Annotated in this window: 24 protein-coding genes; 13 read left to right on the plus strand and 11 right to left on the minus strand. The window is 32.4% G+C overall.

Annotated features, from left to right (window positions below; genetic code table 11):
* Positions 1 to 120: 120 nt before the first annotated feature.
* Together ACRBBL_RS20835 and ACRBBL_RS20840 are read left to right on the plus strand one after the other, a co-directional pair.
* A complete protein-coding gene (locus tag ACRBBL_RS20835; protein ID WP_431371020.1) occupies positions 121 to 1,179 on the plus strand; it encodes a PorV/PorQ family protein in 1,059 nt (352 codons plus the stop codon).
* Positions 1,180 to 1,285: 106 nt separating this feature from the next.
* On the plus strand, positions 1,286 to 2,485 hold the full coding sequence (locus ACRBBL_RS20840) for a DUF4105 domain-containing protein (protein WP_431371021.1): 1,200 nt from the start codon (positions 1,286 to 1,288) through the stop codon (positions 2,483 to 2,485).
* Between the two features lie 42 nt (positions 2,486 to 2,527).
* Here the strand turns inward: ACRBBL_RS20840 and ACRBBL_RS20845 are convergent, their stop codons facing one another.
* From ACRBBL_RS20845 to ACRBBL_RS20855, 3 genes are all read right to left on the minus strand, one after another.
* Positions 2,528 to 2,710, minus strand: a complete 183-nt coding sequence (locus ACRBBL_RS20845) for a hypothetical protein (RefSeq protein ID WP_431371022.1) — start codon at positions 2,708 to 2,710, stop codon at positions 2,528 to 2,530.
* A 325-nt stretch (positions 2,711 to 3,035) separates the two neighbouring features.
* Positions 3,036 to 4,433: a sugar transferase gene (locus ACRBBL_RS20850; RefSeq protein WP_431371023.1), complete on the minus strand. Its 1,398-nt coding sequence runs from the start codon at positions 4,431 to 4,433 to the stop codon at positions 3,036 to 3,038.
* A 9-nt stretch (positions 4,434 to 4,442) separates the two neighbouring features.
* On the minus strand, positions 4,443 to 5,720 hold the full coding sequence (locus ACRBBL_RS20855) for a phenylacetate--CoA ligase family protein (RefSeq protein ID WP_431371024.1): 1,278 nt from the start codon (positions 5,718 to 5,720) through the stop codon (positions 4,443 to 4,445).
* A 236-nt stretch (positions 5,721 to 5,956) separates the two neighbouring features.
* Between ACRBBL_RS20855 and ACRBBL_RS20860 the strand changes: the two genes are divergently transcribed.
* The 10 genes from ACRBBL_RS20860 to ACRBBL_RS20905 all read left to right on the plus strand — a co-directional run bounded on the left by ACRBBL_RS20860 (position 5,957) and on the right by ACRBBL_RS20905 (position 15,641).
* The gene (locus ACRBBL_RS20860) at positions 5,957 to 6,835 is read left to right on the plus strand and encodes a methyltransferase domain-containing protein (RefSeq protein ID WP_431371025.1); all 879 of its coding nucleotides are present in this window, start codon (positions 5,957 to 5,959) and stop codon (positions 6,833 to 6,835) included.
* Positions 6,836 to 6,838: 3 nt separating this feature from the next.
* Entirely contained in the window at positions 6,839 to 7,444 is a 606-nt protein-coding gene (locus ACRBBL_RS20865) for a hypothetical protein (protein ID WP_431371026.1), read from the plus strand.
* A 155-nt stretch (positions 7,445 to 7,599) separates the two neighbouring features.
* On the plus strand, positions 7,600 to 8,472 hold the full coding sequence (locus tag ACRBBL_RS20870; protein ID WP_431371027.1) for an SH3 domain-containing protein: 873 nt from the start codon (positions 7,600 to 7,602) through the stop codon (positions 8,470 to 8,472).
* Positions 8,473 to 8,804: 332 nt separating this feature from the next.
* Entirely contained in the window at positions 8,805 to 8,957 is a 153-nt protein-coding gene (locus tag ACRBBL_RS20875) for a hypothetical protein (protein WP_431371028.1), read from the plus strand.
* 125 nt (positions 8,958 to 9,082) lie between these two features.
* On the plus strand, positions 9,083 to 9,508 hold the full coding sequence (locus ACRBBL_RS20880; RefSeq protein WP_431371029.1) for a hypothetical protein: 426 nt from the start codon (positions 9,083 to 9,085) through the stop codon (positions 9,506 to 9,508).
* Positions 9,509 to 9,522: 14 nt separating this feature from the next.
* Positions 9,523 to 10,701: a hypothetical protein gene (locus tag ACRBBL_RS20885; protein WP_431371030.1), complete on the plus strand. Its 1,179-nt coding sequence runs from the start codon at positions 9,523 to 9,525 to the stop codon at positions 10,699 to 10,701.
* Positions 10,702 to 10,779: 78 nt separating this feature from the next.
* Entirely contained in the window at positions 10,780 to 12,744 is a 1,965-nt protein-coding gene (locus ACRBBL_RS20890) for a hypothetical protein (RefSeq protein WP_431371031.1), read from the plus strand.
* Complete coding sequence (locus ACRBBL_RS20895; RefSeq protein ID WP_431371032.1) at positions 12,725 to 13,963, plus strand: hypothetical protein; 1,239 nt, start codon at positions 12,725 to 12,727, stop codon at positions 13,961 to 13,963. Before ACRBBL_RS20890 ends, ACRBBL_RS20895 begins: the two co-directional genes overlap by 20 nt.
* Before the next feature lie 101 nt (positions 13,964 to 14,064).
* The gene (locus tag ACRBBL_RS20900) at positions 14,065 to 14,703 is read left to right on the plus strand and encodes a hypothetical protein (protein ID WP_431371033.1); all 639 of its coding nucleotides are present in this window, start codon (positions 14,065 to 14,067) and stop codon (positions 14,701 to 14,703) included.
* Between the two features lie 110 nt (positions 14,704 to 14,813).
* Positions 14,814 to 15,641, plus strand: a complete 828-nt coding sequence (locus ACRBBL_RS20905) for a hypothetical protein (protein WP_431371034.1) — start codon at positions 14,814 to 14,816, stop codon at positions 15,639 to 15,641.
* Positions 15,642 to 15,675: 34 nt separating this feature from the next.
* On the opposite strand, the gene ACRBBL_RS20910 is transcribed toward ACRBBL_RS20905, so the two are convergent.
* Entirely contained in the window at positions 15,676 to 16,092 is a 417-nt protein-coding gene (locus ACRBBL_RS20910; RefSeq protein ID WP_431371035.1) for a hypothetical protein, read from the minus strand.
* Between the two features lie 181 nt (positions 16,093 to 16,273).
* Between ACRBBL_RS20910 and ACRBBL_RS20915 the strand changes: the two genes are divergently transcribed.
* Positions 16,274 to 16,711, plus strand: coding sequence for a hypothetical protein (locus ACRBBL_RS20915; RefSeq protein WP_431371036.1), 438 nt, complete (start codon positions 16,274 to 16,276; stop codon positions 16,709 to 16,711).
* A gap of 25 nt (positions 16,712 to 16,736) precedes the next feature.
* On the opposite strand, the gene ACRBBL_RS20920 is transcribed toward ACRBBL_RS20915, so the two are convergent.
* The 7 genes from ACRBBL_RS20920 to ACRBBL_RS20950 all read right to left on the minus strand — a co-directional run bounded on the left by ACRBBL_RS20920 (position 16,737) and on the right by ACRBBL_RS20950 (position 24,390).
* Complete coding sequence (locus ACRBBL_RS20920; RefSeq protein WP_431371037.1) at positions 16,737 to 17,741, minus strand: glycosyltransferase family 4 protein; 1,005 nt, start codon at positions 17,739 to 17,741, stop codon at positions 16,737 to 16,739.
* Complete coding sequence (locus ACRBBL_RS20925; RefSeq protein ID WP_431371038.1) at positions 17,738 to 18,418, minus strand: class I SAM-dependent methyltransferase; 681 nt, start codon at positions 18,416 to 18,418, stop codon at positions 17,738 to 17,740. The genes ACRBBL_RS20920 and ACRBBL_RS20925 overlap by 4 nt, the downstream gene beginning before the upstream one ends.
* A gap of 11 nt (positions 18,419 to 18,429) precedes the next feature.
* Positions 18,430 to 19,317, minus strand: coding sequence for a glucosamine inositolphosphorylceramide transferase family protein (locus tag ACRBBL_RS20930; RefSeq protein WP_431371039.1), 888 nt, complete (start codon positions 19,315 to 19,317; stop codon positions 18,430 to 18,432).
* A 146-nt stretch (positions 19,318 to 19,463) separates the two neighbouring features.
* Positions 19,464 to 21,056 (minus strand): hypothetical protein, encoded by a 1,593-nt coding sequence (locus ACRBBL_RS20935; protein ID WP_431371040.1) that lies wholly within the window; start codon positions 21,054 to 21,056, stop codon positions 19,464 to 19,466.
* Positions 21,053 to 22,009, minus strand: coding sequence for a glycosyltransferase family 2 protein (locus ACRBBL_RS20940; protein WP_431371041.1), 957 nt, complete (start codon positions 22,007 to 22,009; stop codon positions 21,053 to 21,055). Before ACRBBL_RS20940 ends, ACRBBL_RS20935 begins: the two co-directional genes overlap by 4 nt.
* Positions 22,006 to 23,322: a hypothetical protein gene (locus ACRBBL_RS20945; RefSeq protein ID WP_431371042.1), complete on the minus strand. Its 1,317-nt coding sequence runs from the start codon at positions 23,320 to 23,322 to the stop codon at positions 22,006 to 22,008. The genes ACRBBL_RS20940 and ACRBBL_RS20945 overlap by 4 nt, the downstream gene beginning before the upstream one ends.
* Positions 23,323 to 24,390 (minus strand): glycosyltransferase, encoded by a 1,068-nt coding sequence (locus tag ACRBBL_RS20950; RefSeq protein WP_431371043.1) that lies wholly within the window; start codon positions 24,388 to 24,390, stop codon positions 23,323 to 23,325.
* Between the last annotated feature and the right edge of the window lie 232 nt (positions 24,391 to 24,622).

The raw sequence follows: 24,622 nt of genomic DNA on the forward strand, positions 1-24,622 counted from the left end.
AATAAACTTTACAAACTCTATAGTGAAGAAGTAGAAATGTTGATGAATTCCGTACAATATCTATGTGTTTTTTGAGTTTATTAGGGTAGAAAATCGCATATTTGTATAAAATTTTTACTCTTGAAAAAGTTACTTGTATTCCTCTTTATAATAGTTGCTCATCTTGCTAACGGTCAATCTATAGCTAAATATTCAAATGAATTTATGAATATTGGTGTAGATGCGAGCGCGTTTGGTATGGGAAATGCCGTTGTGGCAAATATTGGTGATGTAAATTCTGGTTACTGGAATCCTGCGGGATTGGTAAATTTAGAAGACAAGCAAATGGCATTGATGCACTCTAGCTATTTTGCGAATATTGCCTTGTATGATTATGTCGCTTTTGCAATGCCTATTGATGATAGAAGTGCTTGGGGAATTTCTTTAATTCGTTTTGGTGTAGATGACATCTTAAATACAACACAATTAATTGACAGTCAAGGAAATATTGATTTTAACCGAATTAGTTTATTTTCTGCTGCCGATTACGGAATTACCTTTTCGTATGCACGTAGATTGCCTGTACAAGGACTAAATTATGGTATAAATGCCAAAGTAATTCGTAGAGTTATTGGTGATTTTGCTTCTTCTTGGGGATTTGGTTTTGATTTAGGAATACAGTTTAGCGATAAAGATTGGAAATTTGGTTTGATGGCGCGTGATATTACGACAACGTTTAATACTTGGAGTATTGATGAAGAGTTGTTTAATGGCGTAAGTGATCAAATTCCAACACAAGATTTACCAGAAACTACCGAAATTACAATTCCGAAATTACAATTTGGAGTAGCGCGTTCTTTTACCTTTAATTATGATTATACGCTTACTGCGGAAGTAGATTTAAATATGCGTTTTGCAGAAACAAATGACATCATTTCAACTTCTTTTGCAAGTGTAACGCCTGCTGTTGGATTGCAATTTGCGTATACAGACTTAGTATTCTTAAGAGTTGGAGCTGGGAATTTTCAAAACGAAAACAATTTTGGTTCTGAATCATTGACGTTTCAGCCAAATCTTGGAATTGGCTTTAAATACAAAGGCATTCAGGTAGATTATGCGTTAACTGATATTGGTGATCAAAGTGCTGCCGTATATTCAAATGTGTTTTCTTTAAAAATTGATTGGAGTTTATTTAGATAGTCTACTTCTCTATCTCACACAAAATCCGTTTTAACAAAAAAATAACGAACCTGTTGTTTCCTGTGCCCAATAAAAAATGATATTTTTATCGGATAAAGCTACACAGATGAAAAAACTTGTATTTCTGCTATTTCTAACGATTGGAATTAGTTTTGCACAAGAAAAAAATCAAATCAAACTTTCTACAGAAGCTACTTTTTCAGTAGTTACTTGTGGTCCTGGAACAGAATTGTACTCTTCCTTTGGTCATAGCGCATTTCGCTTAAAAGATCCAGTATACGGTTATGATATGGTGTATAATTATGGAACTTTCGATTTTAACACGCCATTATTCTATATAAAATTTGCGCAAGGAAAACTTCCATATCAATTGGGAAGAGCCAGATTTAGAGACTTTGTAAACACTTACAAACGAGAAAAGCGTTGGGTAAAAGAACAAGTGCTAAACCTAAGTCCAGATCAAGTTAGCAAACTTCTCGCCTATTTAGAAAACAATTATAAAGAAGAAAACAGAAATTATAAATACGATTTCTTTTTTAATAATTGTGCTACGAAGAAGAGAGACATCATGAAAGAGAATTTTAATGATGACATTGTTTTTCATGAAAACCATATTACCACAACCGACAAGACTTTTCGCGATTTAATTCACGATAATTTAAATCCGAATTCATGGTCAAGTTTCGGAATTGACATTGCTTTAGGTGCTGTGATTGATAAAAAAGCAAAACCAGACGATTATCACTTTTTACCAGAATACGTCTTTAAAGCCTTTGAAAATGCTACATTAAAAGGTAGCTCAGTACCATTGGTTAGTGAAGTAAAGGTGATTTTAAAAGCTCCTGAAAATGTAAAATCGAAAAGTAATATATTGATGAGTCCCTATGTTATATTTTCTATTCTATTGGCAATTGTGCTTATCGTAACATTCTTAGATTTTAAAAACAAAAAACGTACACGTTGGCTAGATGCTTCTTTACTGTTAATAAGCGGATTGGGTGGAATTATGATTGTATTACTTTGGTTTGCAACCGATCATTCGATGACCGTAACGAATATGAATATTTTATGGCTAATGCCGATTAATATATTTTTCGTTCGAAAGTTTTTATTGAAAAGAAAAGAATGCAAAGCACTTTGGAAACATACTGCAACATTGATTGGACTCATTGTAATCATGCTCTTTTTATGGCTGATTGATTTTCAACAATTCGCATTGGCGGCAATTCCACTAATCGTAATGTTTACAGTTCGTTACGTGTATTTGACGTATTATTTTTTAAACATAACAAAAGATAAACCATAATATAAGGTTCATCTTTTGTCACGCTTGTGCTACAACTAAAAATTATCTTTGTTCAAGATCACATTCAGGATCCATTCCTGGAATTGTGTGACATCCTGGACATAAAGGTAGTGCAGATTGAGTCCTTTTAACACTAGCATCTTGTCTTGCTCCTTTTACCTCAGACATAAACTTAGCGATTGACTTCTTGTTTAAATTTAATTCTTTTAACTTTCTTTTTTTCATGATATATAATTTTACTACACTAAATATAAGATAAAACATTTAGCATTGCTAAAATTAAGAGTACTCATTTTTCTCATAGTTAACGTGAATCGTACCAAGAAATAAGCTAAGAAATAGTATTGAGGCTTTAGTATTGAGTATTGAGAAGCATTTCAAATACTAAGTTGTGATCCTAAAAAAACAGATTGCTTCACTTCGCTCGGAAAGACGTTTCAAAGAAGTTTGAAGTTATCAAAGATTAAATACTAAGAGCAAAGCGATCTAAAAGGCGAAGCCGTTCTAACATCTAACAGCAAAGCGGTCTAACAGACGAAGTCGATCTAACTCACCTTCCACGATAAAACAACACCGTACTCAAGGTTTTCACGATAATATTTAAATCTAAAAAGAAGCTTCGATGTTTTATATAGTATAAATCGTATTGAAGTTTGCGCAAACTATCTTCTACAGAAGCGCCATAATCTGTTTTCACCTGTGCCCAACCAGTTACGCCTGGTTTTACAACATGGCGAATTTCGTAGAATGTTAAGTCTTCCGAAAGTTGTTTTACAAAAGCTGGACGTTCTGGTCGTGGACCAATCATGCTCATTTCTCCTTTTAATACATTGATAAACTGAGGAACTTCATCCAAACGTGATTTACGCAAAAAGCTTCCAAATTTGGTAATTCGTGCATCATTTTTAGTTGCCCAAACGGCTCCATTTTTCTCAGCATCTACCACCATACTTCGCAGTTTATAGATTTTAAAAGGCACACCATTTTTCCCAACACGTTCTTGTGTATATAGTAATGGACCGCGATTTCCGATCAAATTTCCAATTAAAATAAAAGGAATAAAAAATAAGCTCGCTAATAATCCAAAAACAGAAAGAAGAATATCAAAAAAGCGATGAAAGAATAAATACAACTTATTCTGATTGCTTCGACTGAACGGAAAATATTTATAAAAATCCTTTCCAATGTATTGTACTGGTACACGAAATGTCAATTCTTCGTATACTTGAATGTATTCTTTAATTGGCAATCCTGTTTCCAACAAACCAATCAAACTTTCAAATAAAGGTTTACTTAGTTCTTCATTCTGATTGCTTGCAATGATGATTTCCGAAACGTATTTTTCCTTTGCTACTTTATTTAAATCTAAACTTGTAATTTCTTCTAAATCATCTAAAGATGTATCATTGTTGGTTTCACTTGGATTGGAATTGATATAACCAACAATTTTATAGTAGTTAGTGTTTCGTTTGATGGCATCGGACATAATTTTAATTTCTTCCGTATTTCCAATAATAAGGATGTTTTTAAAGAATCGCGGAGAAGAAATAAAGAAAATATACGCACAGCGCCATAAAAATATACTTGTTGATATCGCTAAGAAAAAATACAGAATTTGCAAACGATTTTCAGGCAGTTCTGGTGTTAAAATCGGAGTTAATAAATAACACAATACAGTGATGGACACCGTAAGTATAATTCCTTGAAACGTAGCGTCATAACGACTTGATTTTTGTAAATTATATAATTCTAAAATGGTCGAAAATAATACATAATATACAATCAACACAACGCTCCAAAGCCATCGTTCTTGTGTAAATTTGAAATAATCAAAATTGAAAACATTCGAAACTACGTACAATCCAAAAAGTAACGCGATTACATCGACAATACGTAAAAGGAGTTTACGTTCCGATATTTCGAAATGCATATTTGAGGTTGAGGCCATAATATGTTACTAAATATAAGAGATAAAACTTTTGGTTTTTTGCTTGCCGGCTTTTTTCTTTACATTTGGGCGTATAGTGTAGACAATATCGTCGGCAAAATAACTATGAATCTCTTCTTTTAGCTTTTGTTCATCTTTATTGGTTAAGTTTTCTTCGAGGTTAAATATAAGAATTCCTTTTTCTTTTTGGATAATTTGATAGGTAAGTTTTATGTTATGTTTGTTTGCTAGGTTTTTAAAAATGTAATAGAAGTACAAACTTGGGTAAATTTCTTTCTTTCCATACACGTTCTCTCCTATTCTACCTGTAACTTCTTTTAAAATATAATGAGCTTTCCCACAAGAACATTTTTCTTCTTTAGAAGCCAATTCAATATAATCACCTAATTGATAACGAATTATAGGAAAAGTTTTCATCTGCAAATTAGTCACTACGATCTGATTGTCAATTTCCTCTACAAGTACGCCTTCCATATTAATATGCATAGTACCTTCTGGACATTCAAAAGCAATAATTCCTGTTTCTGCAGCACCATATTCACTAATAATTGATACTCCAAACGCTTTTTGAATCTCTTCTTTGTAACTCTCGTAAATTTTCTCAGAAGTCCCTTTTACCATTTTAATATGCTTCGGTTTCGGTAACTTTTGATCGTTAATCAACTTTGCAGATTGATAAATCATGGAAGAATAGCCATGAATATAACGCGCATGTTGTAACTTTTTTACAAACTTTTTAAATGCTTTTTCTTTGTAATCAAATACACGGAAACGATTTTGCAACGCATCTAGCAAATTCACTTTAAATTGTTTAGATGTAGAAAAATCAAATCCCCAAAAATAGCCATTGCGTTCATGAGGTTTTACATTGTGCCACGAATAGCCTCTAAAAATAGAAGCTCTATTAAAAGAATCGGCACTTTCTTCACGCTGATACACTAACGGATCGCCCGAAGAACCTGAAGTTGTTGCTTTAAATACTTTTTTAAAGTTGTACTCTGTGTGAATTTTTTCTGTGTGATTCAATACATCTTCCTTAGACAATAGTGGCAATTGCTGAATGTCTTCTATAGTTGAGAATGAATCGACATCTATCGCTGCCAATTTTTCTTTATAATAGTCAGAATGTGCTTTCGCGAAGGAAACTAGTTCTTTTAATTGCTTCAGTTGATATGCTTCTAATTCCTCAATAGTCCAGTTTTCAGACTGTTTTAAAAAGGCAAACCATTTCCGTATCGAAGGATTTCGTAAACGTTCACCAAGCTGAAAAATGAGTTTGTGGAGCATATTTGAGATAAAATAATTGATCGCAAAGAAATTGATTCTCTTTTGTAATATCAAATAAAATGACCATTGAGTTAAATATAAGATTCCTCTCTACAGTGGAATTAGTTCAACTTACACTATTGTGATCGTCTTTTAGACTTCACAATATCAAGTTTCACTAATCTAAATTAATAAAAATAATCAGATCAAAATAATCAGTTTTTATTTGTTATTTTGCGGATGAATTTATTGTTTATATGAATCACAAAACCAAATCTTTAATTTTTAAGACCTTAAATGTCTTGCCCAATTCATTAGGTTACGGAATTTATCATCAATTACAGAAATTTCTCAATAGAAATAGTGTCAATTTTAAGATAAAAACCAACGATCGTTCTTTTAAAGAAGCCATGCTTATTCTAGAAAAAGAAGGCATTGATTTGGAAGACAAAACTGTATTGGAATTGGGTTCAGGTTGGGCACCAATTATTCCGTATTTCTTTACACATTTTGCAGATGTTGCGCGTGTAGCTACTTATGATATTAATGAACATTACGATTCAAAAACAATTGCCAAACTCAATGCATATTACAAGTCTAACTATCAAATAGATATTGCTTCCGAAAACGGTAAATATGCATTACCTAGTAATGTAACATACTATCCAAAAACGAATTTAGCCGATGAAAACACAAAGCTCAATGAACATATTGACTTGGTATTTTCACGATTTGTCTTAGAACATATTCCGCCAGAAGATTTATTAAAAATTCATCAAAGTTTCGCCAAAATACTTCCGAAATCAGCATACATTTTACACATGATTTCGCCGAGTGATCATAGAGCGTATAACGACAAATCGCTTTCGTATTATGACTTTTTAAAATACAGTCCGAAGGAATGGAAACAACATCATACAAAATTCGATTATCACAATCGTTTGCGTTTGCCAAATTATTTGGAAATCTTTGAAAAAGCAGGCTATGAAGTCGTTTCCTTAGATTATGACACTTGCGACAAAAACTCTGAAAAGTATCGAAAATTCAAAGAACTTACACTTCACAAAGACTTTCAAGAGTATACAGAAGAAGAATTGCTCGCGGGAAGCATTAATGTATTATTAAAACTAAAGTAAACTGTGAGGATTGAATTGATTCCATTAATTGAATTGCCAACTTTTAAGTTTCCTGACTTAGAAGGAATGACTGATCTTGAGAAAAAGAATCAACTTTTGATCGAACGGAATTATTCAGAGGTTAAAAACCTAAAACCATTTAACAAAAATCAGTATCGATTAACTGATTTAAGTCTTTCTGATCTTAAAAAAGCAATTGATCTGCATGTTTCAGATATACCAATAAGTGAATCGTGCGCATTTTTTGGCGGATATGGCTTAAAAATAAATAACGAATTTGTTTTATTTCCGCAATGTTGTGGATTGTTGAGCGAAATCAATGATTGGAAAAAAATACTAAATAACAATTTTAATTCATTTTATTTATCAGAATGTCATCCTGCCCCAAGATTTGAAAAAATTGGTCGTGATATCATTATTGAATGTAATTCTAATCATGAAGATTTTCATCCAAAAACACAAAGTCAAATAGTAGTAAATTATACTTCTTTAGCTAATGCCGTATATAAGGTTTCTATCATACTAGACAAAATATCAAAAAAATTGGATAAATTTAGTCATGAATACAAGGTAGAAAGTATTGCTAAATATCTAATTTGGGAAGAATAAAATATTGAAGAGTTTACAAAAAATGTGAATTCCAAAGAAAGAGAAAAAAGATAATCGATGCTTACAATTTTTCTACATAGATTGTATTTACTAAATTAGTTACTTAGGATATCTAACTCATAATACATAAATACATCATTAGTTCGCTCTCCAAAATGAAAATCAAACTAATCGTTCTGTCATTTCTATTACTATCAGCTGTAGAAGCTTTTGGGCAAGATTTCTATTCAATCATTGCCGAAAATGGTTTGGTTATTAGAAATAAGCCAGACTTGAAAGCAGAACGTATTGGAAAATTTTATTGTGGTGAATCAGTGAAACTAGTTGAAAAAACAACTATTAGCTTACAAATTCGTGATCATAACAAAACAATTGATGGTAAGTGGTTTTTAGTCACTTCAAGATCAGGATTGAAAGGCTATGTTTTTAGTGGATATTTATTAAAAATGCTTGATCAATGGAATGTCGGAGTTACTTGTGATACTGATTTGTTGGTCTGCAGCACTACATTTTCAACCAAAAAGAATGACTTTGAAATATTCAATTTTCAAATAGAAGCTCAGGAAACAAAAAAAGATACGCTATTACTACACGAAGCTGTATTCAATGAAATTGGCGATAAACTTTTAAAAGTAAAACCCAGAAACGATCTCAAAAAAATTGAAGTTTATTACACCAGACTTGAAACATTGAACAATTGGGGATCAACAAAAAATTCAGACAGCATCATCCCAAAATGGAAAGGAAATCAACCATTTATCAAACTAAATGCAACAAACGATATCTTTTATCGAATTCCGCTTACGGACTATGATAAAGTTAGAGAAGCAACCGCAAAAAAGCTGAAACTAGAACGCTCACCCGATTGGGATGTTGTAGGTGAAGGTTGGTGGATTCCAAGATATGTCTACAAAGGAATCATTGCTCCCTATGAAATAAAATCAATTCTACTCAAAATTATCACTACAGATTTTAATAATAATACAGAAACCAAATACATCGAAATTGGGCTCTCGTATGGTTGTTAGAAAATGATTCTGAGTTAGTTAATTTAAATTAGAAAAAAAGACAGGCTGCTTCGTCATACTTCCCAGCAATGACATTTAAAAGCAATTATCAAAATACCAAGAGCGAAGCGATCTAACAGGCAAAGCCGATACTAAAGCGAAGCGTGACTAACATTCTAAGAGCGAAGCAAGTCTAAACATTTAACAATCTAAATCAGTCTAAAGATCAAACACTACTTCTACCTTTTAGTGTAGCAGACTTCATTTTAAACTCCGATATCTTTACTTCAAGAAAAAGTTGATGCTTATTTAATTAAGAAGAAGACACATTATTAACTTAAATTTTTTATTCTATGACAGAATTAGAACAATTCAAAGTAGAGGAACTTGAACAAAGACTCGAAATGGACAGCTGGAGTGCAGGAATGGACGAAACGCCAAACCCTGATGGTGCGGATCTTCCGTACGAATCAACTCCTTATGTTAGATATACAATAGACTTCTAGTAAACTTTAACCAAAGTTTATTAAAATTTCTATTTATAAATCTTAACTTTTAGGCAGGTTTATAGCGGAATGAGTCCTGATTACAACTCAATCTACCTATAGATCTGTCTACAAAAAACTATACTATGAAAAAAAATGTTTTTTTGATTTTAACACTACTATTCGTTTTTAGTTTTTCGCTACATGCGCAAACAGGAACTACAGCAATGGCTGATAGTACAAAAGTTACTGACTTCAAGTTTTATAATCTTGGAAGCTATAATTTTCCTTTTAAAATAACGAATACACCAACGACAGTTTTTGATTTCAGCATGAATATGAATTACTTAAAAAAGTCGTTTTTTCAAAAATACAACAACATATCTATGGTAAGCGATTTTTACGAAAACAACAATGACGGAACGTACACGTATGTAAGCTCTAGTAGAAGTTTAGAAAATCTTTATAGAGGCGTAAAAATTGATTCATTTAATCCCAGAGGAATGTCTAACAATGGTAAAAGCATCATCTTTGGCGTATTTGGTACGATATTAGATAAATTACAAAATTAATTGAACCCTTTTTTATGAAACTCTCTACAGTTGTAAAGCTATGTTTCCTTATGATAGGAAGCAGTCTTTGCGCACAAAATATAGTAGTTGATAGTATAACCAAAATACCTGTTGAATCTGTTCACATTTCATACAATGTGCAAAACGGATTGATTACAAACAGTGATGGATACTTTGAACTTCCCGAAGACGCAAAAGTGGACCAAATTACACTTTCGCACATTGCATATATCTCAAAAACAATTACTGCCGAAAACTTTAAAAACCGTGACACGATATATATAGCAAGCAACGCAATCAATTTAGACAAAGTATTACTTGAACTTTTTGCAGTAAAAGATACCTTGTCAAAAGCAATTGATCGAATTGACACAAATTATTTAAATGTTCCACATAACTCGTATGGCTTTTTTAGACAATCAATGCAGCAAGATGGAAAAGGTATTGAAATGATTGAAGTCGATTTTGTAAGTTACTTAGAAAATAGAGCATCTAGCTACGCAACTAATATTGTGAATGCTGAACGTACTAAAAACTATTCTGACATACGATTTAGTACTGTTGGCGGTGTATACGCGATTATTGAAAAAGGAGATTTTGTAAAACGCAAAAGATACTTTTTAGATAAAAAAGAGATGGATAGTTATGAGTTTGAATATGACGGAACATTAAATAACAACGGAACTACGATCTATAAAATTGCATTCAAACCAAAAGACAAAAACGATCTGCGTCACCTGCGAATTGGTGAAATGTACTTAGATGCTAAATCGTTAGCAATTATGGAGATTAGTTACGAAATGGATCAAGAAAAACTAGCGAAAATCAACGGATTGTCTGATCCAAAATTACGAAGAAGCAGACCTGTGTTTTTTACTCAAAGTGTTCGAAGTATCATTAAATATCAAAAATTTCATGACGACCGTTGGGCATTATCGTCTATAGAAGTTCGAAATTCGAAAGAAGGTGCTTTAAAAAAGAAAAGCTATATCTACTCTTTAATTGGAAAATTGATTGTCAATAAAATAGAAACTGAAGATGTCAAAAAAGTAAAAACGAACTTTAAGACAGACAAAGACTTCTCGAAAGCCATTCGACGAATTGACAATGTAAATGATTGGACTGACACCTATAAATTCCCACTATCTAGTGACGAAAAACAAGTTCTAGAAGAAATAAAAAACCAGAAGTAAATAACTAAAAAAATATTCTAATTTTTCTGTCAATCAAAGCAATTGTGTTTTGATTGATAGGATACTAACACTCTAAATTTGCTACTAAAAACAAATCCATATTACACACAAATCATCAGCCAAAAGGAAGCATTGATTACAACAATTACAGCTTCTTTGCGCAGCTATTTGGAATCAAATTTCTATCCGACAGAAGTTGTAGAAGAAATTGTGAGCAAGGACTTTATTGAAGCAAATCCGAGTTATTACCTGTATTATCCATATTTGTTTAAAGATTATTTTCAGATTGATGACAAAGAAACCTTAGACTTACTTTCCATTGCTGGATTTCTATACTATCGTGCTGTTATTTTGATTGATACCATTTTTGATGATAAAAACAGTAAACACAACTTTCAAAAGTATTTTATTGCGAATATTTGTCAAGAAGAAACCATCAAGATTTTAAGTCGTTTTTTTGGGGAGAATCCTAAATTTTGGAAAACCTGGAACCTTAGAAAGTTTGAATATGCAAAAGCGTATAAGCTTGATAAAACATTAAAAAGTATCAACAATATTGCTGAGTTTGAAGCATTGGCAGACTATAAAAGTGCTTTTGGAAAAATTGCAATCGATTGTTTGTATCATCTATCCAATACAAAAGACAAAGAATTATATGCTTCACTCCTCGCCTCGCACAAATACTTTTATGTAGCATTTCAAATATTAGACGATATCAAAGATTATACAGAAGATGTTGAAAATGAGCAATTCAATATTTCAAAACATGAATTGATTCTAAAGTTACAAAGCGAAAACGATTCGATTGATTCGTACACATTAGAGCAACAAAAAAAGCTACTCTATTTAAAAGGAATTGCTGAAAATTTATATGAAAAGGCAACGAATTACTTAGAAAAATCAATTGTATTGCAAGCAAGTTTCAATACTAAAAACGCACAACTTTGGACAAACGAAATTGATGGTTTGTACAATACAGGTATTACACATTTTCTGAATATTAAAGGTTTTATCAACATGTTCAATTCGCAAAATAAATTTAGTGCTGAGTTGAATTCCAAAACTACAATTCAAGATGCTGTTGAAAATGCTGCAACATTTTTACAAAACAGTCAAGCTTCAGATGGAAGTTGGAACGATATTTTAAACGATGCTGGCGTAAGTGATGTTTGGGCAACAAGTTTCGTAACACAGACTTTGAGCGAATTCGATATTGAATCCGCGGAAGCGATTGCATATATTCAAAAACATCAATTGCCTTCCAAATTATGGAGTTATAACAAAGTTTGGTTAGAAGATGCTGACTCGTCTTCGTTTGCGCTTTTGAGTTTACACAAGCACCAAATTTCTACTGAAGAAGCGTTCAATAAGTGGCTCAACTTTCAAAATACAGATGGCGGTTTTGCTACGTATAACGACAGAAACCTATTAATTTCATCCTTAAACAGTCCGCACATTCAAAATGTAGAGGGTTGGTTGCAATCACATTTTTGCGTGAGCGCTGTGGCATTTATAGTTTTTGTAGAATTAGGCAAAACAGATACGAAAGAATTTCAACAATTACGCAGGTATGTACTGAATCAACTTTCGTCCAAAAACACACTACTTTCCTATTGGTGGACTGCAGATGCGTATGCTTTGTATTATGTATTATTGGCTGCAAGTAAAATTCACGATACGGAAATCATCCGCCTAAGCGAAATACGCATAGAAATTGAATTGAACGTTGAAACAAGGAACTATTTCTATAAAAGTTATCTATTAAAGGCTTTGTGTTTGCGAGAAAATTTAATCAAAAAACACAGTTCAAAAATAGATACTATTGCATTACAAATTATCTCAAATCAATTTACAGATGGTTCTTGGCAAGGAAGTCATTCTTTAAAAATGCCACATCCAAATGTTATAAATGCAGCGCGTGAAGACATTCAATGGAAGCCCGCAAACAAAGGAACAAATATAATAGTTAAAGATTTTAATCGGGTATTTACAACTGTATCATGCCTATCAGCCTTGAAAAATTATGGAGCTAACATATCATAACCGCATTGTCAAAATATCTGATGAAATTGAAATTGGACAATTCAATGAATCCAATGAATATATCATTACACATCAACGACTTGGAAATAGAATTGTAGTGAACCAATTGACGCTAGATATTTTAAATTTAATCGATAACAAATCGTCCTTAGCTACTATTGTTGATCGCTTCAATGAAAAAGCTACCAATACAATTTCGGTAAAAACTGCGCTTGCTTTATTGTATGGAAAATTGGGCAAACAAGGAATTATTATCGATGAAAATTATGAAGCTCAGAAGAAATCAAAAAACTCCTATTTATATTTAAGTTTTACACTTATTAGCAAGAAAAATTTAAACTTCTTCACAAACTTAGTTTCACCACTTATTTCGTTTACACATTTCTATAAAATTCTATTCGCTTCGCTTGCTGTTGTATTATTTTCGGTTATTTACAATCATTCTGCAATTGTTACCAACTTCTCAAGTATCAATGTAGGTCATATCATCTTCTTTGTTTTTATTAAAGGTGGAATTATATTTTTACATGAATTTGGACATGCAGCCGCCTGTAAAAAATTAGGCGCAGAACCTGGAAGTGTCGGTTTTGGATTTTACTTATTATCTCCAGTTATGTATGCGGATGTTTCAGATGTTTGGAAACTGAAAAGTAAGGAACGAAATTATGTGAATTTTGCCGGATTATATATGGAAGTTTTATTGGCTGTTGTATTAACTGCAGTATACTTTTTTATAATTCAAGACATTTCATTGCTGATTATCAACCATATAATTCTGTTGAGTTTCGTATTAAACTTAAATCCTTTTTTACGTTATGACGGATATTGGGTTTTGTCTGACACCATAAAAACTGCCAATTTAAGAAAGGTTTCCATGGAGAAATTGCGCTTATGTATACAATCTATCTTTAAGAAAGGTTCGTTTTCATATACGACAAAGAATATATTTTTAGTGGTGTACGCATTTATCAGCGCCATTTTTATTTTTGTATTTCTAGGGATCATATTTCTAAAAGACCCAAATTCACTCATTACATTTCCTGTAGATTTTTACACGCATATAAAAACGCTAATTGTCGGTGGAAAACCATTTATAATGAATGAACTAACGCAATTTATACTTCCATTTTTATTCTACTTTATCATTATAAAACTATTTATCAGTAAATTCATTGGAAGAAAACACAAAAGGCAACGATTTCAGAAAACGGATAAGTAAAAAACATAAAATCACCTACACTCATTAAAAAGTATCATTAACTCAATCATACTTTTTTATATATTCAGAGTCTAGTAAATTTGAATAAAACATCAAGAAAAATGAAATTTTTTAAATTCATCTTCATAGCGCTAGTTATAGTTTCGTGTTCATCTACACAATCAGTTACTGGGTTGTATGGAAAATGTGAAAAAGAGTATTTTGCATGTACACAACTTGAATTAAAAACAGACAAAACATTCGAATATTTTATTTTTATGGATGTTGGTGGCGCTAGTGTTATCAATGGAAACTGGAAACAAATAACTCCTGACAGCATTGTGCTAAATACTTTTAAGCAACCAAAACATCCAATCACAACGTATACAGGAAAAATAAACTCTGAGACAACAGAAAACATAAAAATAACGATCAAAGAAGCTGGATTTCCTCTTGCAGCTGCCACAGTTGTGATTAACAATAATCAAGGTGAAGGGAAAGTTGCGAATACTGATGGAGTTGTTGAGTTTGAAGCACAAAAAATTCATACAATTACGTATCATTTTTTACATAAAAGCGAAACAATCGCAATTGACAATCCTAACTTTAATGAAATAGAAATTACAATCAAAGATTTGGACTCAAGTGCAGTTCCAACTTATTTGACCGATGAAGTGATGATCTTAAAAAACAAGAGATTATTTATAAATGAATCTCATTCTCTTAAGAAAACTAATATGAAAAATAAGCAATGGAAATAAGCCATTAATTATAAGTTTTAACTCTTTTTATAAAAAAATACTTTGTAGTTTTAAGGCTTATTATACGGGAAACGAACAAAACTCCTGTGAAATTTGTATTGCGTTTAATTATGAAGAACCTTTTATATATCATTTTTGCTTTTGTTTCTGCAACTAGTTTTTCTCAAATGAAAATCGACACCACACAAGTCGAATACAAACGTTATGAATGGCGTATTGCTCCACAAACAAAAGACACTACATTCACTTCTAAACTAACCAAATACAAAAGCGGATTTTATTTTGAAGAGTTTAAACATTTAATTGATTCTACAGACAAGTATGGAAACTTCCTTATCTATGAATCTAAAGAAGATAATACCAGCATAAAACCAAAGCGCATACATGTTCATTCTTTTGGAAATGCATTGTTAACATACCATTTTGACACATATGGAAATCGTGATAGCTTAGTTGCTATACTTTATAATCCTAAATACAAAAAAATCGTTATTCCATTTGCGAAAAAATACAAGAGAAAAGGCAAATTAGAATTTCTTGCCGATGAAGATGGCATCAATTATTATAAATATAATATTTTCGGAAGGTTAAAACGTATAGAGTATTTTCAAGATAGTGTTCTTTACAAAATAAGTGAATATCGAAAAAATCGTTTGATTAGCGAAACGTATCCAACGAGAAAAAAATACCGAAAAAAATACACCTATGCGTACGACAAAAAAGGACGCATCATCAAAAAAGATAATAATGACTATTATTTTTATCGTTATGCATACAATGAATTTGGGTTAAATAGAGAAGAAAAAGTTCGTAAGAAAAAAGATATCGTTGAAGAATATACGCTATTTACATACAATGAAAACGGAAGATTAATACGCAAAAAAAGATATCGAAGAAAAAACAGACTCATCGCTGAGTACTATTATACATATGAGTAACATCAATTTGTCAAGAACTTATTTTATAAATGATTTATATGGGAACTTTTGAAATTACCCATTTGCCATTTTTCTTTTTTAATTCTACATCATCTTCTCCACCATCTCTTCTTCCATCCATTTCAATCATAATAAAAACCTTTACATACGTACCATATTCGCCTTCATAAAGGCCCAAATTTTTAAACTCAACAAAGTTCCATTTGTTATGTTTATCAATAGAATATTTCATCCGTGAAGACCATTCTGATGAACTGGGAATTGCTAACTTCCATTTGTCATCTTTACGAATTCTAGAAGCAAAATAATAAGTAACCGCAGATTCTATATCATTTTCATCAAAATCAGTAACCAAATGCGCGTTTTCAGTAGTTATTGTTTCTTTTATTCCAATTTTTTCGGCACAACTACAGAATGTAAGCAGTACTAAAATTACCAAATAGTGTCTCATCGTATATATTTTTTATGTGCGAATCACAAGAAGTTATCTTATTTCTAATGATACTTGTTTTTCCAAAAATCCAGCTATAGCTAGAACTAAAATAACACTTTCTACTATTGAATTCAATTAAAATGACCTGTTACTTTAAAAAATACTTTGTAATTTACAGTCTAAATCAATCATTAAGATCATGAAAAAACTAGGGTTTCTTTTTATATCGCTTATACTTTTAGGATGCAACGGAACTCCTAAAAAAGAAAATACTTCTATTGCAACGGTAAACCCTAAAGATTGTATAAAGCAAATCTTTGAAAAAGACAGTGTTTTTGGGCATATTAGAAATTACGATTCTGAGAAAGCATCAGTAACAGAAGCAATTAACAACTACGTTAAAAATGCAAAAACCTTAGATTTTTCTAACTGTCCTGAAGGATTTGAAACTGCTTTTAAGAAACATGTTGATGCCTGGCTTAATTTTAGAAAAGTATCTGACAAACATCCAACACTTCGTGGAGAACTGCATGAGATTTTTGCTATGATAGAAAAAACGGAAGATTCAATAGTATTTAAATCAAGTTTGAAACAAATCTTTGATACATGGACTGTAGTTAAGGAAGCTTCAAAATAATTTTCTAAGATATAGCAACCAGCAACTAAACTAACAAACTTTTCCATTGATTTCGAACGACCTCCCAATCAAAAGTTGTTGCTTTTTTGCGTGCATTCTTTGATAAATTTTCAACCATTTCTGGAGAATTGACAAGGTTTTCTATAGATTGAATCATATCTTCTTTGGAATTTGGTTTTACCAGCAAACCATCTTCTTTGTCACTAATTAAATATGGAATCCCGCCTACATTCGTAGAAACGATAGGCATTCCGAGCGCCATAGCTTCAATTAAGCTTACAGGCGTATTATCGAAATTTGTGGTGTTTATAAAGATATCGTATTCGGCTGATCGTGAAATCCAGTCTTGCTTGGAAAGCCTTCCTGTAAAAGTAACTTCAACCGCTAATTTTTTTGCGAGTTGTTGTGTTTTTTCGAATGAATCATCTTTCTTTGGTCCAACCATGCACAATGAAGCTTCTACTCCATTTTGTTTCAAACTGTGCAAAACTTCAACTGCCAATTTCGGATTGTAAATTTCGGCAAACGAACGTACCCATAACAATTTCGCTTTCACGCTTGTACGCTGTTTAAACGCATATTCTTTCAACTCTACATTATTGGGTATATGCTTCAAATTCGTATAACCATAACGCTCAAAAATCGTTTTTAAAAATAGTGATGGCGACACATTAGCGTATGCATTCTTGAAAATCACATCACTTTTTGCTTTGCTGTGTTTCAAACGTTCTTCTAAGTTTCCTCCATGTAAAATCGGTATATATTTCAATTTCAGCCAAATACACAACTTACTCATATAATACGCATACAGAAAGTTTGTTGTACTATACGTATCAATCAACACATAATCAATCTTTTTTCGGTGTTTAAAAACCGTCCAAAGCATATCAAATAATCTAAAAATTTTGTTTTGTTTGTTGGAAGTCAGCTGTAACTCAAACCCTTCTTTTTGAAGCAATTTGCCCAAAGTTTCAATGGTTGTAGCCGTTTTTCCGTGACCGGAAATGATATTTCCAACATAAACAATCATGCTTTTTTATGCGCTACAAAAACGTCAAACAATGGTAAAATAGGTAAAATCTTAGCCAAACTCTTTACTTCATACGTTTCACTTACAATCTTACGAATTGACTGAATTTCAGAATCATGGTAATCACCAGTAAAATCTTGTCCTGCAAATTTTCTACCTAATTTATACAAGAAATTCTCAGTCGGTCCAGAAATAATCACTTCTCCTCCATCTTTCAATAAAGTTCTAAATTTCCCCATATACTTTCGCAGCTGATCGTCGTTCATGTGTTCCAACACATCTAAGGCAATGACAACATCATAAGTGTTTTCTTCTAAATCTTTATCAAACAAATCACCTTCCATAAACGTAATTGAATCTGGATAGTTGATGTTTTCTTTCAATAAATTCACAGGTCGCAAATCCAAATCCAAACCAACTACTTCATGTGAATTCGTTGCCAATTCATAGGACATTACGCCTGTTCCGCAACCAAAATCGATGACTTTGAGTGACTTTTTATTTTTCTTGTGCACATAATTTGCTACGACTTTCAATCGTTTCCAAAAAATATGATCAATCACTGGGTTTTTATGTGCGTACGCTGGCAAAGCCGCTTCCGATAATACTTCGTCCGTTCCTTGTGCTTTGAGTCGTTTTACGATTTCTGTTTTAAAAAGCTTTTTTGTTGCCTTCATTTCTTGTTAGGTTAAAAGTTGTTTGTTAGGCTAAACGTAATTTTTTCAGTTCCATATCCATAACCATCAAAAATGGCTTTAAAAGTTCCATCTGGCAATTTATGAATATCTATATGATGCATTCCGTTTTTTGCCCAAGTTTCTCCTTGATTTTTAAGAATTGGGTTATTTTCTATTTGTGTTTCTTTGTAATATGTCTTTGATATTGAATCGATTGAAAAACCATATACTGCACGGCCGTAACCGCCAAAATGATCTTGTGCAAATCGAATCAATTGTCCATTATGTTTTAAAATTCTTCCTGCAGAACGTGTATAGTTTCCACTTAACAAAGGTGATTTTGGATGTTCTGTCCATTCGCCATGCAAACTATCAGCAACATACAAGCGTAAATCTTTGTCTTCGGTAGCCAATATATAAGAAACCTTGTCTTTTTCAAAATACGTTGCATCTACCAAACGTTTGTCTTTGATAAGTGCTTTATCAACTTTCCAATCGAATGGAAAATTAGTAGTTTTATACAATCGTACTTGACTATGGCGTTTGGTTTCAGGAATCATATATGTGACTCCATTTTTCTCAAAAACAAGCGGATATGACAAATGAACTGTTTCATCTAAGGCTATTCCGAGATATTTCCATGCACCATTTTCTTCGACTGCTACACCAATATCAGCGTGCTTCTCACCCATTATTTCAAAAAACGCATACCATTTTCCATCTTTTTGATGTAAAAACGGATCTGCCATAAGTAATTTCTCTGGAATATCGTTTGTTTCTCTATTGAATACTTTTGCTTCGGAAACCTTCCACTCTAGTGGATTTGCAGTCGTTCCTGTTGCAATAGAATAATATGCACCTGTAATTTTTCTACCAAAAAATGGCACGGGTTTTTTCATAAAATAGCAATAGCCGATATAACTCGAAAAGAGAAATCCGATGCTAAAAACTATGATTGCTATTTTTTTTACTATTCTCAATTTTTCCTTGGGTATTTGGTTTTGGGTATTTGGTCTTAGGTGATTTCCAACACCTAATCTAACACCTAATCACCTATCTTATATAATCGCCATCTACCTTTTTGATGGATCAATTCAAATTCCGGTAAATCTATGTAAATTAATACATATTCCACACCATAATCGCGTAAAAATTGATTGGAATCTATACGTGATAATTTATTGTAATTTTGATAATCTTGATACCATTGCACATAACGCTTCGGATTGCCTTCTATCAACATATTCGCGCCTTTGCTGTCTAAAACTACCGAACGTTGTCCTCCTGAACGTCCAATGTCTGGTGCAAACAAAATCGCGTCTTTTGGCGTGTTTTTTCTAATGTATGTTAAGACTTCATTTAAGTCGTCACTTTCTTGACCATTTACAATACTTCCGACAGATAATGAATTCGGTAATATACGTCGTGTCATATCATTTGAAACAAACGGAATCTTGTCAAGTTCTGGATGTTTTGCAAAAACCAACATCAGTAGGTAAAATCCAAAAACATACGGAAATACTTTTTTTACGATTTGATCTCTGCATAAAATATCCAACCCAAATAAAATGGCAAAATAAAATGCTAGAATAAGCAATTTTTGCATGCGTACTAACTGAAACGACATTCTAATATTTAAATCAAACATAGAGTTTGCCGCCAATTCAACGTAAGTTGCTAAGTTTGGAAGTAGAAATAATAACGCACTTAAAATAAGCAAGTATTTGCCTCGTAACTTGTCTTTCGCAGTTCCTTTTAAATACGCAAATATGAAAAATGCAAAAACAACTGAAAAATAGGAAACGTATTTTAAGGTTAACCATTCTTTCCAAAACGTAGTTGGTTCTGTAATAAAACTTGGGTATTTTAATGCTAATGCATCTTTATAAAGTGCTAAATCGTAATCTGCTTTCACCGAAATATTCGTCATATAGTTGATGAAAAACGGAAGCATTCCCACAAAAATAATTCCTAAGAGAATAAAGTTTTGCAGGCTAAAAATCGCTTTCAACTGTTTCTTATCAAGATACGAATGCGTTGCGATGTATCCGATAAAAATCAAAATACCACTTAATCCTGTAATTGGATGAAAATTAAAGAACAATCCAATTAGAAATGCTGCTAGATATAGCTTTTTCTTGTTTACAAAACTAATGAGCAAAAACGGCAATGGCATGATGGCGTAATACACAACACGTGGCAATAGTGACCACATATCTGAAATTCCCCAATATTCAAAGCCTGGAACCCAAATAATTCCGCGCATAAAAATGGACACAAAAAGGGCGATCCAAAAATTATTCGTGATTCTAAAGAGTAGAAAATACCATAATATTCCAAACAGAATGTGACATATAAACGTAAGTATATTTAAGGCTTGCACATAATTTCCATCTGTAAAATTGGAAACGAAACGCAGCGTTTCTATATAAAAAGGTGTATAATATTTTACATTATCAAGATCATTTGCAAATGTATCATGTGGAAACATCGTAGGATCGTCCATTTTCAGGCAAATCGGTATGATGTTGTGCAAATCGGAGCTTAAATGTGTTTCATTTGCAGATAGATTCCCCAAATAATACCCAAAAGCAATGCAAACATTCAGTATAATTACGATGATGTGTTTGCGATTCATGACACAGATTTTGGAGCTTTTAAGATATCAAATTGTATGGCTTGCAATAGCAATTGGAATCCGAGAATCAACGAAACGGTAATCAACATAATGGTTCCTGTTGGTGTAAATTCTCCAATATTATAGTAGTATATCCAATTGTAAATTCCGAAAATCATACCAAATAGAAACATCGGCAAACCGAATAATAAATAGATCGATGCAATATTAAAGTCGTAAATAAAATAGCTCTTGAAGATACGTTTCCAAAAGGTTTTGGTCAATTTTGGAATAAAAATGAATGGAATTTTCCAAACTTTCATGCTTGACTTTTCATCGCCGTAATGCGCTGGCATTGGTACATCTTTTATTCTTGCTTCCTGAAAATACAATTCTGCAATAAGCGAAGATTCAAAATAGTAATCGCGGTGAATGTTTTTGAAATCTAACTTTTTGAGTAAATCAACTTTGATAGCAAAAAAGCCATTCGTCGGATCGAAATTATTCCAATATCCCGACGCAGCTTTAATCATAAACGATAAACCTAAATTTCCCGCTTTGCGTACAAACGGCATTTGTTTTAGCGCTTTAAAATCTTTGAAACGGTTTCCTTTGGCATATTCTGCTTTCTCATCAATTAATGGCTGTAGCAAATCTGGAATGAACTTACTGTCCATTTGATCGTCTGCATCTACTTTGATGACATACTCTAAATCGAGTTCAATAGCTTTTAAAAAGCCATTTTTTGTAGCGCCACCAACACCTGAATTCTTTTCGTTGCGTACAATCACAATACGATCGTTCGTTTCTGATTGTTCCACCAAACTATCGGGAATTGGTTCTTTACCACAATCGTCTACAATGATAATTTTATCAATGTATTCGGGTAACTTTCGCACTACATTTTCAATATGTTTTGCGGCGTTATAGTACGGAATGACGACTCCTATGGTATGTTCAGCAAAGTTTGTCATGTTTTTTTGTAATATCGAGGGCTTAATAAAACTGCTGTTGCAAATAAAAATATGCCCAATATAGCAAAAACAGGTCGGTAAACATATAATTGTTCACCAAATAATAATGTAATCATTGTTGCTAATACTAGGCCTTTTAATACGATTCCTAATTGTTTGAAATGTGTAAACTCTAAACTAAAGTAGCTCGTTAACCATCGTACATAAAAGAACAAACCTACCAAACCTACTTCGTTTATAAGTGTTAAATACATATTGTGTGCCGAATTTCCGATCAAAATAAAGTTATTAAAACCAGATCCAAACGGAACTATATATACATGTGTGAGTAAATAATCAACATATTTTAGTGATAAATTTTTTCGTCCAGAACCTAAATCTTCATACAATTGATCTACATCTCCTTGTGCAATTAATGACGGATCGGAAATTTTACTAAAAACCCTACCATTAATTACATTTTCAATCATAGTGAAGATTTCTGAATTGTACATAGAAACTATCAAAAATCCAGCGCCTAAAATGACCGACATGTATATAAATTTTCCCGTTGAACGGAAAAAGAAATAGACTAAAAAGACCAATAAACCTACATAACTTGTTCGTGAACCACTCAATCCTAAAGCTATCATCGCAAAGAGAATTCCTGCTAAAAGCATAATTTTACTAACTCGCAGTTCTTTTTGAAGAAAGACGCCCATAAGTGTGACTAACGAAATGTACATCACCATTCCTAGCACAATCTTATTTGGTCCTAAAATGCCCGAAAGAAAGCCTCCATACGCTTTTCTGTCTAAATCACTCCACAAATACGGAACAATGCCAAAATGCTGAAATAACACAACTAAAGCGGCAATTATGACCATTATAATGTACAGATATATAAATTGTTTCAAGATTTTTCCGCGTCGCATCAAAATTAAAAAGAAGACAAACGAAAAGTAAAATATCAAGAAATGATACATAAACAGTGTGGTTCTCAAAATCCACGTCAGTCGTCCATTTAAATAACTTATGAAAAAAGTAAAAATCATCATGAACATACTCCATTTGATGAATGTCCATAAGTAATACAAATACTTTTCGTTATTGATAAACATCAGCAAAAAAGTACGATTTTGGTAAAACTGATACAAAACCAGCATTCCCACAAAGTCGTACAAGCGCAGTTCATTATTTCCTGTAATACTATAATTAAAAACTGCTAAATTATAGAAGTATGAAATCAGAATTAGGAACAGCGTATACTTGAGAAAGCTCGATTTCCCAAGCTCTTTCATGTGCTTATTCATATATTCTGCGCGTGTCGCCATTTACAATTCGTTGTAAAAATTAATTAGTTGCTGTATGATTGCTTTTTGTGCAAAATTTTCTTGTATGTGTGCGTGTAATTTTTCCGCTTTCGCGAGGCGTTCGTATTGATTATCAATTAACAATCCTAACTTTTCAGCAAACTGTACTGCATCATTTGGCGGTACGATATAACCTTTCGTTTCATCGGAAACAACTCGGTTGCATTCGCCGACATCGGTTGTTAGAACGGCTAATTCATGCAATCCATATTCTAAAAGTGCAATTGGCAAACCTTCAGATTGTGAAGACAACACTCCAATATGACACTGATTTAAAATATGAGAAACATCTTCCCTACTTCCATACACAAACACTTTTTTGCTCAATCCATGATCGTGAATATACAACTTGATTTGTCGCGAATAATCGTCTTCAAAATCTTTCCCCACCAAATGTAGTGTCCAAGGATTTTTTTTAATCATTTTAAAAGCACTCAACAATAACAAATGATCTTTCTGCGGACGCAAATTTGCCAAACAGATAATTCGTTCACCATCAACTCCATGCAATTTTGTGCTTGCTTTAACCGTTTCACTCTTTACAGGGAAATTTGACAAATACGCAACCTTGGAAACTGCTAAATTATTCTCTGCCCAGTTTTTTAATTGCTGATTTACGGAAATCACGCCATTCATAAAATACGAAGCCATTTTTATCATAAATGCTTTTCGTTCTTTTAAAAACTCACTGTTTCCATAATGATCGTGCCAAACCATTTTAAATTTCGGGTAGATCAATTTCGTTAAAAACACAATAAAAAATGAAGTCGCATGTGCATGTACAATCGTGATTTCGTTTTCCTTGATAAAAGCTTTCAATCGTTTAACAGCTCCAAAATCAAATCTACGTTTTCGTTCCAAAAACAAATATCCAACTTCATCTGCCACTTGATTTTTTAAAATTCCTTCCTTACGCGTAGTGCACAAAAACGAAGCTTCTGCTTCTCTTGCCAACGCATTTGCATAGGTAACTGCGAGTTTCTCTGCGCCGCCAGTATCTAAAGTATCTATGACTTGAAGGATTTTCATTTTTTTGAGGGTTTTTTGGGTTTTGGGTTATTGTCGCTTTGCTCCTGTTATTTGTTGTTGGTTGTTGGTTGTTGGTTGTTTGTTAATCTCAGTTTGTTTCAAAACATAAACTCCTAAACTTATAAACTATTAAACTTCATTGTAAATTTGTTCATTTGTGATTTATTTCTAGTAACTTATTAAAAATATTTCTTCATTTATAATCCTTGCTGTCATATCGAGCGCAGTCGAG

Origin of the sequence: Kordia sp., assembly GCF_050633145.1 — a bacterium.
Lineage (GTDB): Bacteria > Bacteroidota > Bacteroidia > Flavobacteriales > Flavobacteriaceae > Kordia.

Excerpts from the sequence above, each read along its gene's own strand:
- ACRBBL_RS20840 (WP_431371021.1), top strand. The coding sequence starts at position 1,286 with ATGAAAAAACTTGTATTTCTGCTATTTCTAACGATTGGAATTAGTTTT.
- ACRBBL_RS20845 (WP_431371022.1), bottom strand. The coding sequence starts at position 2,710 with ATGAAAAAAAGAAAGTTAAAAGAATTAAATTTAAACAAGAAGTCAATC.
- ACRBBL_RS20850 (WP_431371023.1), bottom strand. The coding sequence starts at position 4,433 with ATGGCCTCAACCTCAAATATGCATTTCGAAATATCGGAACGTAAACTC.
- ACRBBL_RS20855 (WP_431371024.1), bottom strand. The coding sequence starts at position 5,720 with ATGCTCCACAAACTCATTTTTCAGCTTGGTGAACGTTTACGAAATCCT.
- ACRBBL_RS20860 (WP_431371025.1), top strand. The coding sequence starts at position 5,957 with ATGAATCACAAAACCAAATCTTTAATTTTTAAGACCTTAAATGTCTTG.
- ACRBBL_RS20870 (WP_431371027.1), top strand. The coding sequence starts at position 7,600 with ATGAAAATCAAACTAATCGTTCTGTCATTTCTATTACTATCAGCTGTA.
- ACRBBL_RS20875 (WP_431371028.1), top strand. The coding sequence starts at position 8,805 with ATGACAGAATTAGAACAATTCAAAGTAGAGGAACTTGAACAAAGACTC.
- ACRBBL_RS20880 (WP_431371029.1), top strand. The coding sequence starts at position 9,083 with ATGAAAAAAAATGTTTTTTTGATTTTAACACTACTATTCGTTTTTAGT.
- ACRBBL_RS20885 (WP_431371030.1), top strand. The coding sequence starts at position 9,523 with ATGAAACTCTCTACAGTTGTAAAGCTATGTTTCCTTATGATAGGAAGC.
- ACRBBL_RS20895 (WP_431371032.1), top strand. The coding sequence starts at position 12,725 with ATGGAGCTAACATATCATAACCGCATTGTCAAAATATCTGATGAAATT.
- ACRBBL_RS20900 (WP_431371033.1), top strand. The coding sequence starts at position 14,065 with ATGAAATTTTTTAAATTCATCTTCATAGCGCTAGTTATAGTTTCGTGT.
- ACRBBL_RS20905 (WP_431371034.1), top strand. The coding sequence starts at position 14,814 with ATGAAGAACCTTTTATATATCATTTTTGCTTTTGTTTCTGCAACTAGT.
- ACRBBL_RS20910 (WP_431371035.1), bottom strand. The coding sequence starts at position 16,092 with ATGAGACACTATTTGGTAATTTTAGTACTGCTTACATTCTGTAGTTGT.
- ACRBBL_RS20915 (WP_431371036.1), top strand. The coding sequence starts at position 16,274 with ATGAAAAAACTAGGGTTTCTTTTTATATCGCTTATACTTTTAGGATGC.
- ACRBBL_RS20920 (WP_431371037.1), bottom strand. The coding sequence starts at position 17,741 with ATGATTGTTTATGTTGGAAATATCATTTCCGGTCACGGAAAAACGGCT.
- ACRBBL_RS20925 (WP_431371038.1), bottom strand. The coding sequence starts at position 18,418 with ATGAAGGCAACAAAAAAGCTTTTTAAAACAGAAATCGTAAAACGACTC.
- ACRBBL_RS20930 (WP_431371039.1), bottom strand. The coding sequence starts at position 19,317 with ATGAAAAAACCCGTGCCATTTTTTGGTAGAAAAATTACAGGTGCATAT.
- ACRBBL_RS20935 (WP_431371040.1), bottom strand. The coding sequence starts at position 21,056 with ATGAATCGCAAACACATCATCGTAATTATACTGAATGTTTGCATTGCT.
- ACRBBL_RS20940 (WP_431371041.1), bottom strand. The coding sequence starts at position 22,009 with ATGACAAACTTTGCTGAACATACCATAGGAGTCGTCATTCCGTACTAT.
- ACRBBL_RS20945 (WP_431371042.1), bottom strand. The coding sequence starts at position 23,322 with ATGGCGACACGCGCAGAATATATGAATAAGCACATGAAAGAGCTTGGG.
- ACRBBL_RS20950 (WP_431371043.1), bottom strand. The coding sequence starts at position 24,390 with ATGAAAATCCTTCAAGTCATAGATACTTTAGATACTGGCGGCGCAGAG.